The 14,240-nt window shown below is 62.9% G+C and carries 10 protein-coding genes; 5 read left to right on the top strand and 5 right to left on the bottom strand.

The features are described 5' to 3' along the window. Positions 1-59: 59 nt before the first annotated feature. Positions 60-1,028 carry a ribonuclease H family protein gene (locus tag V5E97_RS11885; RefSeq protein WP_406699536.1) on the top strand — a complete coding sequence of 323 codons (969 nt, stop codon included), beginning with the start codon at positions 60-62 and terminating at the stop codon, positions 1,026-1,028. 74 nt (positions 1,029-1,102) lie between these two features. On the opposite strand, the gene V5E97_RS11880 is transcribed toward V5E97_RS11885, so the two are convergent. Continuing rightward, entirely contained in the window at positions 1,103-4,057 is a 2,955-nt protein-coding gene (locus V5E97_RS11880) for an SGNH/GDSL hydrolase family protein (RefSeq protein ID WP_406699535.1), read from the bottom strand. 678 nt (positions 4,058-4,735) lie between these two features. Between V5E97_RS11880 and V5E97_RS11875 the strand changes: the two genes are divergently transcribed. Beyond that, positions 4,736-7,216, top strand: coding sequence for a sigma-70 family RNA polymerase sigma factor (locus tag V5E97_RS11875; RefSeq protein ID WP_406699534.1), 2,481 nt, complete (start codon positions 4,736-4,738; stop codon positions 7,214-7,216). Positions 7,217-7,296: 80 nt separating this feature from the next. On the opposite strand, the gene V5E97_RS11870 is transcribed toward V5E97_RS11875, so the two are convergent. From V5E97_RS11870 to dapB, 4 genes are all read right to left on the bottom strand, one after another. After that, positions 7,297-8,229, bottom strand: coding sequence for a UDP-glucuronic acid decarboxylase family protein (locus V5E97_RS11870; protein ID WP_406699533.1), 933 nt, complete (start codon positions 8,227-8,229; stop codon positions 7,297-7,299). A gap of 117 nt (positions 8,230-8,346) precedes the next feature. Further along, positions 8,347-8,874 (bottom strand): cyclic-phosphate processing receiver domain-containing protein, encoded by a 528-nt coding sequence (locus tag V5E97_RS11865; protein WP_406699532.1) that lies wholly within the window; start codon positions 8,872-8,874, stop codon positions 8,347-8,349. A gap of 5 nt (positions 8,875-8,879) precedes the next feature. Beyond that, entirely contained in the window at positions 8,880-9,350 is a 471-nt protein-coding gene (locus V5E97_RS11860) for a hypothetical protein (RefSeq protein WP_406699531.1), read from the bottom strand. Between the two features lie 38 nt (positions 9,351-9,388). Beyond that, positions 9,389-10,180, bottom strand: a complete 792-nt coding sequence (gene dapB, locus V5E97_RS11855; RefSeq protein WP_406699530.1) for a 4-hydroxy-tetrahydrodipicolinate reductase — start codon at positions 10,178-10,180, stop codon at positions 9,389-9,391. A 517-nt stretch (positions 10,181-10,697) separates the two neighbouring features. Here dapB and V5E97_RS11850 point away from each other — a divergent pair. Genes V5E97_RS11850 through V5E97_RS11840 form a run of 3 tightly spaced genes read left to right on the top strand, consistent with a single transcriptional unit; the run spans position 10,698 to position 14,145 of the window. Further along, a complete protein-coding gene (locus V5E97_RS11850; protein ID WP_406699529.1) occupies positions 10,698-11,981 on the top strand; it encodes an urea ABC transporter substrate-binding protein in 1,284 nt (427 codons plus the stop codon). Continuing rightward, positions 11,924-13,444 carry a HAMP domain-containing protein gene (locus V5E97_RS11845; protein ID WP_406699528.1) on the top strand — a complete coding sequence of 507 codons (1,521 nt, stop codon included), beginning with the start codon at positions 11,924-11,926 and terminating at the stop codon, positions 13,442-13,444. Before V5E97_RS11850 ends, V5E97_RS11845 begins: the two co-directional genes overlap by 58 nt. Then, positions 13,441-14,145, top strand: a complete 705-nt coding sequence (locus tag V5E97_RS11840; protein ID WP_406699527.1) for a methyl-accepting chemotaxis protein — start codon at positions 13,441-13,443, stop codon at positions 14,143-14,145. The genes V5E97_RS11845 and V5E97_RS11840 overlap by 4 nt, the downstream gene beginning before the upstream one ends. Positions 14,146-14,240: the final 95 nt, after the last annotated feature.

Here is a 14,240-nt window from a genome sequence, read left to right as displayed (position 1 = left end):
GGGGACTGGGAGCGATCAGCGAGCTCCCCGCTCACCTCGCAAACGAGGGACGACCCACGTTGAGCGGGACACTCACGCGCTGGGTCGGTATCGACGAGGCGGGTTACGGACCGAACCTGGGTCCCCTCGTCATGACGGCGGTCATCGCCGAAGGCCCGAGTGCGAGTCCCCCCGACCTCTGGGGCGATCTCGCCTCGACGGTCGCCCGCGCGAAGGGCGCACCGGATCGACTCTGGGTCGACGACTCGAAGGCGATCCTCAAGGGCGGCCGGGGCCGGGAACGACTCGAAGCCGCCTGCCTCGCGACCTTGACGGCGGCCGGACGAGAACTCCCCCGCAGCTTCGGCAACCTCCTGAAAGCGATTGACGCCGGCACGCTTGCCGACGTCGAACTCGCTCTCTGGCTCGACGAGGATGACGACCCGCCCTGGCCTCGGGCCGAGTCGCGAGACCTGTATGATCGGTGCCTGAAAAATCCCCTCGCTGGGATCTCTTGGCGGATCGTCGGGGTCCAGACCGTGGTCGTCGGCCCCGCCCGTTTCAATGCGGGACTCGCAGCGTCGCCGTCGAAGGCCACAGTCCATTTCACCGCGTTCGCGCACCTGCTCCGATCGCTCTGGGAGCAAGCGAGCGATGGGATGAAAACGGCCGTCCGCTCGGACAAGCATGGCGGCCGTCATTTCTACATGGAGCCGCTCCAAGCCCACTTCGACGACGTCTGGATCGACCGCGGCCCCGAAGGCCCGGCACTCAGCCGCTACACGATCAAGAGCCCCGGCCGGCACCTCGACCTGAGCTTGGTCCCCCGGGCCGACGCCGACGACGGCCTCGTTGCGCTCGCTTCGATCGTGAGCAAGACCGTTCGCGAAGGCTGGATGGACGCCTTCAACGCCCACTGGCGAGCGCACTTCCCCGACCTCCACCCCACCGCCGGATACCCGAACGACGCCAAGCGGTTCCGCCAGGTCATCGAGCCCGCCTGCCTGGCACGTGGCCTGCCTTCCTCGCTCTGGTGGCGTGCGAAATAGGCCGGGCGCCAAGGCCGGCTCGACCCTGAATCAAGCAGAGTCGACCGGCTCGAATGGTGCGTCGTTCATCCCCCTCAGAGAGGAAGGAATTCGATGCCGTCGGGTTTGAGGTTGAATCGGCGAGCGCGGATGGCGCTGCCGCCCCCTTCGGTGTAGTAGATGATGAGGATGCTGTGATCCTTCAACTCGACGGTGGCGGGGTACGCGCCGATGCACGAGTCGATCAGATACGGCCCCCGCCACGTTTTGGCGTCGTCGCCGCTGACGTGGATCGACGTTTTCGGAAGGCGATGACCAAGGATGATCGACCCATCGCTCAGCCGGTTCAGGTGCGGAGCATGGGCCGGGAATCCGGCCTTCTTCGCCTCCGACCAGGACTTGGCCTCATCATCGCTGATCGCGAAGTACATATCGTCCGTGAAGGAACGCAACGCGGCGTACAGCCGGCCGTCGGCAAGGCGGATGACGTCGGTCTCGGCGTTGAGCCCGACTCCCGGCGGTGCCTTGATCGCGACGGGCGGTTCCCAAGTCCGACCGCGATCCGTCGAACGGGCGGTGCCGGCAATGCTGAGACCCGTGACGTCGTCTCCACGATAAAGGCCCAGCACGCAGACGCCGTTGGGAAGCTGGCGGACGGGAGCGGAACAAACCCAATCCGAGAAAAGTGAGCGGGGCTTCTTGTCCCACGTCTTGCCATTGTCGCGGCTGGTGACGATCTGGACGCCGGTGTCTTTCCTCACCTGCTCGAAGAGTTTCGGATCCTTGATCGTCTTCAGGCGGGTCTGATTCTTCTCGGCGGTGGAGAAGAACGTGCAGATAAGAGTGCCATCGTCGAGTTGTGCGAGGTGGGGGTCGCGATTGTCATCCGCATCGTCGAATAAGACGGCCGGCTCCGACCAGGTATGCCCCTCGTCGGAGGAGCGGACCATGCAGAGGCGGCCGCCGAGCGGAAAATCGTCGGCGGCGAGCGAGACGTGGGTGTAACCGGCGTAGAAAGCCGCGAGGATGTCGCCGTTCTTCAGCCGGCAGGCGTCAGGAAAGGCTTGATACCAATACGCTTCCTTGCCCTTGGAGATCACGATGGGGTCGGTCGACACTTGCGGCTTCGCCGAAACGGCCCCCGTGGCGGGCGTGGGCTCGGTCGCCTTCGTCGCCTCCCAATAGTCGGCCTGCATGCCCTTGACGTCGACATGGGTCCAGACGTGAAGCTTGGAGCCGTCGTGAACGACCTCCGTCAGCGTCGCCAGTTCCGGACGGAGGACGGCCTCGAACACCGCGATGTCCCAAAGGGTGCGATTGCGATCGTTGGGGGCGTGCGATTCCCAACGCTTGACCTGGAAGTCTCGCACTCCTCCTTTACCCTTGAAGTGAGCATCCACCTCAGCCTTGCTCCACTGGAATTGGCCGAGGGTGCTGTTGACCATCGCTTTCAGCTCGACACCGCTCTTGAGAAGATGGGCGGCGGCGTGCAGGTCACCCAGCGTGTTGAATTCATTGGGGGTGAGACGCTTGTCGTCGTAGCGGAATCCCATCACATGAACGGCCATCTTGTCTTTGATGCTCGGGTCCAGCAACAGCGCGGACGCCACGTTCGTGTAGCATCCGAGCACGAAGACCTGCAGCTTTTGCCCATTCGGCATCGCCTTGGCCTTGGCGATGATGTCGCGTGCGGCGGGGGAATCGACCGGTGTGGAGACCGCCGGCATCGGATTCAGCGCTCCGATCGGATGCGGAATGCGGTCCTCGAGCTTCAGGAGGCCGAGCACCTCCTCGTTCATCTTCTGGCTGGTTCGGGTGTTGGTCGGAAAGTCCGCCGTCTTCCCCCAGCCGGCTGAAGTCAAGCCGACGACGTGGAATTCCGGGGCGACGAGCGCCCGGTAGATCGCGAACGGGTCGTCGACCTCGTTCCCCGTGTCGGCGTCGATATAGACTTGGGGCTTCGTCGGTCCGCTCACGGCCTCCTTGACGATGGGAAGCAGGGCGCGAGCCTGCCGGTCCATCCCGATGTCGGTGAGGTGGACGCCGTCGACAGTCGCCTCGCCGTCGTCGCCGATCAGGTTCGTCCCCGGGACCAAGAACAGGCCCTTGACGCCCTCTTTCCGCAGGCTGAGCACCGCCGCCTCCTGCCCGAGGGTGGACTTCGTGGGATGAGCTTCCGGCCGCATCAGCGACTGGCCCACGAAGATGATGGGGGTGATGGGGTGCGCCTTGCGGATCGTATGCACGAGCCGAGAGACGTGATCCATGTACAACGCAGGGTCATCACTCATGTTCCAGATACAGTCGATCACGTAGGCCGCCGGGTCCAACTCGGCGAGCGGCTCCGCCACGGGCGGCTCCATCGTGCCCGCGGACGAGAACCCCAGGTTGATCACGGGACGATCCAGCATCCGGCCCAGGATGGCCGTCCAGACCATCCCTGGCCGAGATGCGCAGCCGCCCTGGGCGATCGAAGTCCCGTAGACCACGATCGGTTTGCGCAGGGCTTCGGGCCGCGGCGGCGGCATCTCCAGATGAGCGCCTGGCGGTACGCCGATCTCCAACGACTTCGTGCCGTTGTACACGGGCAGGTACAACAGGCACTCGCGCCCGGCCTTGGCGCCTCCGGGGAATTCGAACTTGCCGAGATTGCCGTCCTGCTTATGCGGCCGACCATTGCCGACGAATCGCCACTTACCATCGTCGGATCGGGCGTACAGATCTACGCCACTGACTCCGGTCGCGGCCATGTGAGGCATGGCGAGCGACGCGCTGGTGAGCGACCACCGCACGCTCACGGCCGCCGCGTCGGTGACGAACCGAATGCAGATTCCGGAGGTTTCCTTGCTCAGGTCCCAGGCCGTCGAGGAGACCTTGCTCCTGGCCGAATCCGGGAGCCGATCGAAGGGCCCCGCAGTCTTGGCCCACCCCTTCCCTTCGACCTCGAACGACGTGGCATCACGCCACTGCACCTCATCCGCCGAGGCACGGGCCGAAGGTAACCCACAGCCAACCACCAGGGCCAACGCAATCCGGTAGGAAAGTCTCATCGGCTTGCACATCCTCAAGGGAGTTCACCACGCCAGGCACGGCGGTTGACCACGGATTCCACGCCGACTGGAGGAGCAAAGGAAATCAAAAAAAGGGGGCATTGCTGAGGCCGGACCAGCCCCGCTCACAAGACACGGGCAATAGGACTCGCTGGCAAGAATAACAGAGCCGCCTGCTCACGTCGAATTCTCAAAAGCCACCCCGAACAACCGATCACAACGAATCAACGAACAGCACATCCTTAATCCTTAAATCCCAACAATCAGCTTATGAAAATCACGAAAACGACAAGGTTCGCCAACCCCTGTTTTTTCAGCGGCGCCATGATCGGCCCTGGCGTCATCGCGGCACGGCCCACCAGAGAGAGAATCGCTTGCGAATGGATGGCGACTTCATCACGAGTTCGGCGAAGCTTGCCACGAAGACAATTCTGAGTCCTGAAATTCGATGAGCTTGCGAGACAACGAAATGGAGGTCCAGCCAGGTCGAGGCGTACCGAACGAGCAGCCCTGAGCGGGCTTTCTCAGGCTCAGGAGCAACGCTTCGACATGGTTCATGGGCCTGATTCCGTGTTCACTTCCGAAAAATCGCAAAAAACCTGGATAAGCGCTGCCGAATCGTGGCTTTACTTGAGTGAAGTCACCAATCCCAAACTGGATTGATTCGGAGGCGGGCTTGTGGCAGGCGGTCGGCGAGGGCTCACCCAGAGGCAAATCCACACGCTCTTCGACGTGGGGCCGGTTGCCGGCTTGAGCGACGGTCAACTCCTCGAGCGGTTCGCGACCCGAAGCGGCGAAGGGGCCGAACTGGCCTTCGCCGCCCTGGTGGATCGCCACGGACCGATGGTTTTGCACGTCAGCCGAGCCATCGTGCGCGATGACCATGAGGCGATGGACGTCTTCCAGGCCACGTTTCTGGTCCTGGCCCGCAAGGGAAGAACGCTCTGGGTCCGTGACTCACTCGGCCCCTGGCTGCACAGGGTCGCTTGCCGGGCCGCGAGTCGAGCCAGACACGCGGCCGCCAGGCGCCGAAGGATCGAGGCAAGGAGGGCCGCGATGGCGGATCCGCGCGATTGCCAACACTGTGTCGGCGACGCCAAAGAACTCGCGGCAATCATCCATGAGGAGCTCAACCGACTCCCCGAGCGATTCCGCTCGCCGGTCGTGCTCTGCGACCTGGAGGGACACACCTGTGAGGAGGCGGCACGCCACCTGGGCTGCCCGGTCGGGACGGTCGCCAGTCGCCTGGCTCGGGCTCGGCAACGGCTTCGCGACCGTCTTCGCCGTCGCGGGCTCGCACCCAACACCAGCCTGATCGCCGCCGCAATGAGCCGGCAAGGCCCCAGTACCTCGATCTCGGCCGCTCTTGCTCGCTCGACAGCCAATGCCGCGGTTCAATTCGTTTCGATCGGGGCGGCCAATCAAGGGGCCGCCGTGTCACTTGCCCTGGAGCTTCTCCACGTCATGTCAATCTCACACTGGATCAAGGTCACATCACTCTTACTCGTCATGAGCGGCTCAGCGACCGGCCTCGTCGCCTTTGCCGTGAAGGACGCGGCGGTCGATAATCAGGTCGCTGACGCCCCTCCCAAGATCGTCGGAACAAACGAGATTCCCGGCCTCCAAGTCAAGCCGGGCCAGTTCAAGGTGCGTCCGGAACAGATAGGTAGGCTGGAGGCCTCTCAAACTGCGGAGGTGTTCAGTCTAGTGGAAGGTCAAACCAAGATTCTCTCGATCGTTCCGGAAGGAACTCGGCTCAAGAAGGGCGAAATCGTCTGCGAACTCGATTCCGCCGCGATACGCGATCATCTCACGAAACAGCAAGTTACCCAGCGGAGCACCGAAGCCGCTTACAACGAAGCGAAGCTGGCACGTGAGTTCGCCGAGCGTGGCCTGAAGGAATACGAGGAGCAAATCTATCCCCGGGAGCTTGAACTGGCTGAGAAGGAGATCTTGATGGCTGAGGAGAGGATCGAGATGGCCGACGAGCGAGTCAAGAGGGCTCGAAACGCCTCCGATCGCCTCAAGGAACTTCTCAATGAGCAAAAGGGGACGAAAACGGCCGCCGATATCATCGCATCGCTGGACCTCGATGACCGCGTCGACGACGCTCGCCTGAGACTTCAACGCGAGCGAAAGGCGTTAGACATCGGGCGGACGAACCGGTCCGTGCTCGAACGAACCACCAGGACGAGAACGATCAGGCAACTCCGCGACGAGGTTAAGACGGCCATCTCACGGGAACGCGCCGAGCACATCCGCTGGGAAGGAGTGCAGTCCAGAACGACGTTTCTCCAGCGACAGATCGAGAATTGCCGGATCCTTGCTCCCTCGGACGGCAGCGTCGTCTACGCGAATGACCCAAATCGGATCGCCAGTGGTGACCAGGCCCAGATCCAAAAAGGCGCAATCGTCCGCGAACGGCAGAAACTCTTCAGCATCCCCGAACTCGACGGACCCATGCGGGTGCTCGCCAGATTCCCCGAGGCGATCGTCGACAGGATCACGCCTGGACTCCCCGCCAAAGTCGAGGTTCACGCATTCCCCGATCAGCTCTTGGAGGGCGTCGTTGAAAATGTGGCACCGCTGCCCGACCCGAGTTCCTACTTCAACAAAGACAAGAAGGTATACACCACCTACATCAGCATCATGAAGGGTACCCCAGGACTACGCCCCGGCTTGACTGCCGATGTCAGCATTTCCCTCGCCGATCTTGAGAATGTGCTGACCGTGCCGAATCAGGCGGTGGTCCGCTACGAAAACCAAGACCACGTGGCGGTCAAGACGGCCGAGAGGGGGATCGAGTGGCGGGTCGTGACCTTGGGACTCTCTGATGGGAAGCGGGTCGAAGTCAAGGAGGGCCTCAACAGCGGAGAAACCATCGTGCCCGAACCGGCACCGCTCTTGAGTGATGAGCAAAAGGAAAAGATCTCCCGCGCCCCAAGCCAATCCCCGGCCCGCCGCAAGACTTCAACGAACCGTCCCACAATGCCCCCAGCGCTTCTGACGAAATTCCAGGCTCTCAGCCCTGAGGCTCGCCAGCAACTGGGAAACGCCAGTCCTCGCGATCGTGAGTTGATGTTGAAGAAGCTCGACTTCACTGACGTCGAGATCCGCCAGCTCAATCCGATCATTTCTCCCGCCAACCCGCCTCGCTGAACGAGCTCGACGCGTCTCTGGCGGCCAGGCTCAGCTTCCTGAGCCTGGCGTAGCCCCCCTTGACCAGCTCGGTCAACGGATCAGACAACGGTCCGAAAGTACTCAAGGGTCCGCTTCAGCCCCTCGGCTCGGTCGATGGTGGGATTCCAGCCGAGCAGAGTCTGAGCCCGAGTGATGTCGGGACGACGGCGCTTGGGGTCATCCTGGGGAAGCGGGTTGTAGATGATCTCGCTCTTGGTCCCCGGGACCATGGCGATGATCTCCTTCGCGAGCTCGAGCACGGTGAGCTCGGAGGGGTTGCCGATGTTGACCGGCTCGGAAAAATCGGCGTGGAGCAGCCGGTAGATGCCATCGACGAGGTCGGTGACATAGCAGAAGCTGCGGGTCTGGTCACCCTTGCCGAAGACGGTGAGCGACTCACCCCGGAGGACCTGGCCCATGAAGGCGGGGAGGACCCGGCCGTCGTTGAGCCGCATGCGAGGTCCGTAGGTGTTGAAGATCCGGACGATCCGTGTCTTCACGCTGTGATAACGATGGTAGGCCATCGTGATCGCCTCGGCGAACCGCTTGGCCTCGTCGTAGCAACCGCGAGGACCGATCGGATTGACGTTCCCCCAGTAATCCTCGCGCTGGGGGTGGATTTCGGGGTCGCCATAGACCTCCGAAGTGCTCGCCAGCAAGAACCGGGCGTCCTTCGCCTTGGCCAGCCCGAGGGCATTGTGAGTCCCCAAAGCCCCGACTTTGAGCGTCGGGATCGGGTGGGCCAGGTAGTCGGCCGGGCTCGCCGGGCTGGCGAAGTGGAGCACGTTATCGACCGGACCGTCCACCTGGAGCGGCTCGGAGATATTGTGCTCGATGAACTGGAACTTGGGATCGTTCATCAAGTGAACGATATTACGGCGATGCCCCGTCAGAAGGTTATCGACGCAGAGGACCTCGTCCCCTTCGGCCAAGAACCGCTCGCAGAGATGCGACCCCACGAAACCTGCACCGCCGGTGATCACCGTTCTCATCGCAACTCTTCCATCCGCTCTGGCGTCCGAAGACGAAGGTGGTAAGCCCTGGCTGTTGTTATCCGAAGGCGCCACCATACAGACTCAACCCCTGACTTGACAATGCAAGGTCCGTCGTCAGCCGGAAGGCCGGGACGCCCCGAACACGTAACGCCTGAGCTCGCGGAGCCAGTGGGAGAGCCCTCGCGTCGGAATCGAGGGCACATCGACCGGGGGGCGGGCGTAGTTTGTCGCCGCGGGAAAATGGCCGAAGGGCCGGCCTTCCACTCGATAGCCCGCGACGCGCAACTGCATGACCATCAAGTCGGCCGCGCCGGCGTTGTGGCTGTGCACGTAGAATCGTGTGGGGGTCAGGTGGGGATGAGCCTCCAGGCAAAGCCAGCGCACCACTTCCATCCCACAGTCTTCACGACCGCAATCGACGAACGTTTCTCCCCCGAGGTCATGATCGAGGTGGACTTCGTCCCACTCCTCCTCGAGCAGACGGAGGCACGCATCCACCGTGGCGACCCAGACGGCGTGCGGGACCTGCGCGAGGAAGATCGCGGCCCGATCCGGGTCATCGTCGAGAAAGAGGACTCGGATCCGCGACGGTTGCGCGGCGGGCCAGCTCATCGGCGACCGAGACTCGTCATATCGGGACATGAGTTTCATCCCCGAGACACCTCATCGGCGGCAACTCGACCTGAACGGCTCGATGGCTCGGTCTCAACCATGGCGTCCCTCTCCCCCTCGCTCTCCCCGTTTCCGTCGCTCTCAGCCGGCCCTTGCCAACGGGTCCGAAACTCGGGCAGCGGATACTCGACGATCGGCAGGTCGACCGACATGAGTTCCAGCAGGCGGAGATATCCCCGCGTGACCCGCGCTTCTTCGGCCGCCACGAATTCCGGGTCGAGCTCCGACTTCGCGAAGTATCCCTCGACCGACACGGGGGGGAAACTCTCTGCGACGATGAACTGGGCCAGGGAAGGGTTGCACGTGAGATGCCGTTCCGGCCTGACGTGGAGGGTCTCCGGGTCAACCTCGCCGAGGACATACCTCAGGTAGAGGTCGGACTGGGTGAGATCCTCAACATCCTGGCCGCAAACTTCGCAAAGATAGCCTTCATCGCACAGGGCCATAGCCGACAGCCTCCTTCAGTCTGAGGGAAGGCGGCCGATCAACCGAGCAGATCGGCCATCGTATAGAGCCGCGGCGGTTTGCCTGCCAAGAACTTGGCGGCGTCGAGTGCGCCCAGAGCGAACCCGTCTCGATTCAAGGCGCGGTGCGAAAGTTCCAGGCACTCGCCCATCAGCCCGAAAACGACGGTGTGCTCGCCGGGATTGTCCCCCGTCCGAAGCGCGTGAATTCCGATCTCGCCGCGAGGACGCTCGCCAACCTCTCCCTGCCTGCCGTGGACGAACTGGGACGACCCCACTGCCTCGCCGACGATCTCGGCCAAACGGAGCGCGGTCCCGCTAGGAGCGTCCTTCTTGAAATGATGGTGTCGCTCAACAATCTCGATGTCGGTCGAGTCGCCCAGGGCGCGGGCGGCCTCGCCTGCCAGCCGCATCAGCAAGTTGACTGCACGGCTCAGGTTGGGCGAGATCAGCAGGGCGATCTTGCCGCTCGCCTGCTCCATGGTCTTCCGTTGCTCCGGGTCAATCCCGGTGGTGCCAACGACCAAAGGGACGCCCAGTTCCGCGCACGCCTTGGTCATCGCCAAGGCTCCGGCGGGCAACGAAAAGTCGATCGCGACATCCACGGGACCAGCCAATGCCCCCGAGAGCGGCACACCCAGCGGGCCGAGGCCACAGAGCGTTCCGGCGTCCTCACCGAGCTTGGGATGGTCGGGTCGGTCCACGGCCGCGGCCAGCCGAAGTCCTGGATCAGCCTGGATCAACTGGATGAGCCGAATGCCCATCCGCCCCGTGGCCCCGTTGATGGCAACGTTCAGTGCAGGTGAACCCACAGTCGAAACGCCTCTTCTTCAGCCCACTAACGATCACGCTCGAGCCACACCAAACATGATAAAGAGCGGCGTCCCTCGACGCTACCTCGGATCAGCTCCGATCGCGATTCCCGCGGATCGCTCTCGAATTAATTGGGGGGGGAACAACGCACAAAACCATGTCGATCCGACAGGCGTTGCAAGATCGTGTTTTGTAGGTGGGCACGGCCCACCAGGTCTCGCCCCATCAGGAGCCGGGCACCCACACTCACGCCAAGCCGCCTGAAAAAGCATGGTGGGCCATACCCACCCTATCAAGATCCAAAATCCGAACCGCTCTTTGGAACGGCCGGCGAGTCATGCGGCCGCTTAAGAAAAGATAGCGAATCTGCGCCAAGAATCCCGATCGCATCGTTTTTCCTCAGCTATACTCCTGCAATAGAGTGGCGATTTGAGCGAGCACCCTCGAACGATTCAGGCTGTTTTGCCGTCGTGGGTGCCATCGCAATCCGGTGAGACCGATTGTAGGGGATGGCCGATGAGACGCGGTCTGATCGTAGGTGCCGTCTTGCTGGTGACCGTCGCCGCAATCGCCGGGATCACCTGGGCGTTCACCGAGGTGAACAGGCCGCCGATCCGGGTCGGCCTGCTGCATTCGCAGACTGGGCCCATGGCGATCAGCGAGCAATCGATGATCGACGCGGAACAACTCGCGATCGAGGAAATTAATCAGCAAGGCGGGCTCCTGGGCAGGCCCGTGATCGGGATCGTCGCCGACGGCAAGTCCGATCCGGCGACCTTCGCGCAGCAGGCGGAGCGGCTGATCAGCACTGAGAAGGTCGACATCATCGTAGGCTGCTGGACCTCGGCAAGCCGCAAGAGCGTGATGCCCGTGATCGAGCGGGCCGATCACCTGATGATCTACCCGATGGCCTATGAAGGGTTGGAGATCTCGCCCAACATCATCTACACCGGATCGGTGGCGACCCAGCAAGTCTTGCCGGCGCTGAGGTGGAGCTACGACACCTTGAAGGCCCGGAAATACTTCCTGATCGGCTCGGATTACGTCTGGCCGCATACGGTGAACGCGATCGCAAAGGATGCCCTGAAGGGGATGGGGGTCGAGACGGTCGGCGAGGAATACTGTGCCTTCGGCACCTCCGACGTCAAAGACATGGTGGCGAAGATCAAGCAGGTCAAGCCCGACGTCGTGATCAGCACGATCGCTGGAGAAACGAACCTCGCCTTCTACAGTCAGCTCCGACAGGCCGGGGTCACCCCCGACCAGATCCCGGTGATCTCGTGCAGCGTTGGTGAAAACGAGCTGCGTGCGATGGACCCCAAGGATCTGGCGGGCCACTACTCGGCCTGGGGGTACTTTCAGTCGGTCGACCGGCCGGAAAACAAGGAGTTCGTACGGAAGTTCCAGGCGAAGTTCGGCGCCGATCGGGTGATGAACGATGTGACGGTGGCTTCGTACAACAGCGTGCGACTATGGGCCCAGGCCGTCGAGGAAGGAAATTCGGTCGACCTCAAGACGGTCAAGCTCTTCCTCCTCCGGCAAAGTCTCGACGCACCGGAAGGAGTCATCTCGGTCGATCCCGAGACGCAGCACACGTGGCGACCGTTCTACCTGGCCAAGGCACGGCTGGACGGACAGTTCGACATCATCTGGTCGGTCGACAAACCGATTCGCCCCGTCCCGTATCCGATCACGCGAAGTCCAACGGATTGGAATAATTTCCTGCAAGAGATGTACACGCGATGGGGGGGAACCTGGGCCAACCCCAACGCGCCGGCACGCTCGGCCACTCCGGAATGACCGGAGGGCGGCCCGTAACCGACCCCAGGGAGGCGAGAACCGGCACGGAGGCTTCCGGTATCGAATCCAAAAAGCCCCCGATCTCGGCCACCCCGACACAGGTCCACCCGCGCATGAACCTTCGACTCCCCTCGCTCTCCAGCGCCAGCATCGCGAGCCGCCTGCTCTTCTGGTTCCTGGCGATCGCGCTCGTCCCGAGCATCATCCTGACCGCGGTCACGTCCTACCTGTCGCGGCGATCGGTCGAGATCTCGGTCCATGATCGCCTGATGGTCATCGCGGACGCCAAGACCACGCAGCTCGAGAACTTCATCAGGGAACGACGGGGAGACGTCGCCGTGCTGGGCCAGGCCCCCGCCGTCGTCACCGCGGTCACTCGGCTCAGCGAGCTCGTCAAGACGGGCAAACGCGATACCGACGAGTACCGCCGTGACGCCGAAGTGATGCGTACCGGCCTCGGGGTCTTCGCCCACTCTTATGGATATCCTAATATCTATATTTTCGACATCGAGGGCGTTCCCCTGGCCTCGTATCAGCGTGGGTTCGATACGGGGGAGAACCTCTTGACGGGCCCGATGAAGGGGACCGAATTCGCCGACGCGTTCGTTCGGGCCCGGACCTTGCTCCAGGCCGTGATGTCGGACTACCAACTCTACCCCGGTCGCAGCCAACCCTCGGCCTTCGTGGCCGGTCCCGTGATGCAAAACGGCATCTCCGTGGGCGTGGCGATCGTCGAGTTGGGCAACGCACAGGTTTTCCGCGTCTTTGAGGATTACTCCGGTCTGGGGAGTACCGGGGAGACCGTGGTCGCAATGCGTGCCGGCGAGGAAATGACCTTCGTGGCCCCCACCCGTTTCGACCGCACGTCGGCCTTCCGCCTCAAGATCCCGTTGGGAGGCGCGTCTTCGGAAGGCATGCAGCGTGCCGTCCGAGGCAAACGAGGGTACGGCGAGGGACGCGACTACCGTGGTCTGCCGGTCATCGCCGCCTGGTCGTACCTCCCCTCGTACCGCTGGGGGATGGTCGTGAAGCAGGATGTCGGCGAGGCCTTCGAGCTGATCCGGCAGCAAAGAATCGTCGTGGTGATCCTCCTCAGCTTGACCGTCGTGGCCGTGGGACTCGTGGCGATTCTCGTGGCCCGTTCGCTCTCACGGCCGATCCGTGACGCGGCCGACGTGGCCAATCGCGTGGCGGCCGGCGACCTCAGCGTACAGATCAAGACACGAGCCACGGGAGAGGCCGGGCAACTGCTCACCGCGGTGAAGAAGATGACGCTCGACCTCAAGACCTTGATCGGCAAGATCCAGAAGTCCAGCGTCGCGCTGATGTCGACGGCCACCGAGATCGCCGCGACCTCGCGACAGCAACAGGAGACCGTCAACGAATACGGGCCTCCACCAGCGAGGCGGCCGCCGCGGCCAAGCAGATCTCGGCGACCAGCCAGGAACTGCTCCGCACCATGAACGAGGTGAACGACGTTGCCGCGCAGACCGCCCAGATGGCCACCGAGGGACAAGGAAGCCTCTCCAACATGGGCCGATCGATGCGGAGCCTGGCCGACTCGACCGGATCGATCAGCTCCAAGCTCTCGGTCATCAGCGAGCGGGCCGCCAATATCAACCTGGTCGTCACCACGATCACGAAAGTCGCCGACCAGACCAACTTGCTCTCGATCAATGCGGCGATCGAAGCCGAGAAGGCCGGCGAATATGGCCTAGGCTTCCTGGTCGTCGCTCGCGAGATCCGCAGGCTCGCCGACATGACCGCCGTGGCCACCCTCGATATCGAGCGGATGGTCAAGGAGATGCAGTACAGCGTCTCCGCCGGAGTCATGGAGATGGACAAGTTCACCGACCAGGTCCGCCAGGGGGTCGGCGAGGTGGCCCACATCGGCGAACAACTCGGTTCGATCATCTCCGACGTTCAAGGCCTGACCGGCCGCTTCGAGCAGGTGACCGAAGGAATGAGAGTCCAGTCGCAAGGGGCCGACCAGATCCGCGAAGCCGTGGTCAGGCTCAGCGACGGAGCGCATCAGACCTCGGTCTCGCTCCGCGAGTTCAACAAGGCCACCGACCACCTCCGTGAAGCCATCTCCGAACTGAAGGAAGAAGTCTCTCGATTCACCATCGACCAATCCGAGCCAGCGGCCTTCCCCGGCTCATGACTCCCCTGGGTTCGAGATGCGATCGTGGGAGTCGAATCCAAGGGTTTTGAAACCCTTTCAGGCCAGGCGGACCGGAACGATGCTCCCGAGGCGGT

It is taken from the genome of Singulisphaera photorubra (assembly GCF_045290345.1).
Classification (GTDB): domain Bacteria; phylum Planctomycetota; class Planctomycetia; order Isosphaerales; family Isosphaeraceae; genus Singulisphaera.
The sequence above is the reverse complement of the archived record's forward strand: the minus strand, read 5'-3'. Positions and strand labels throughout refer to the sequence as shown.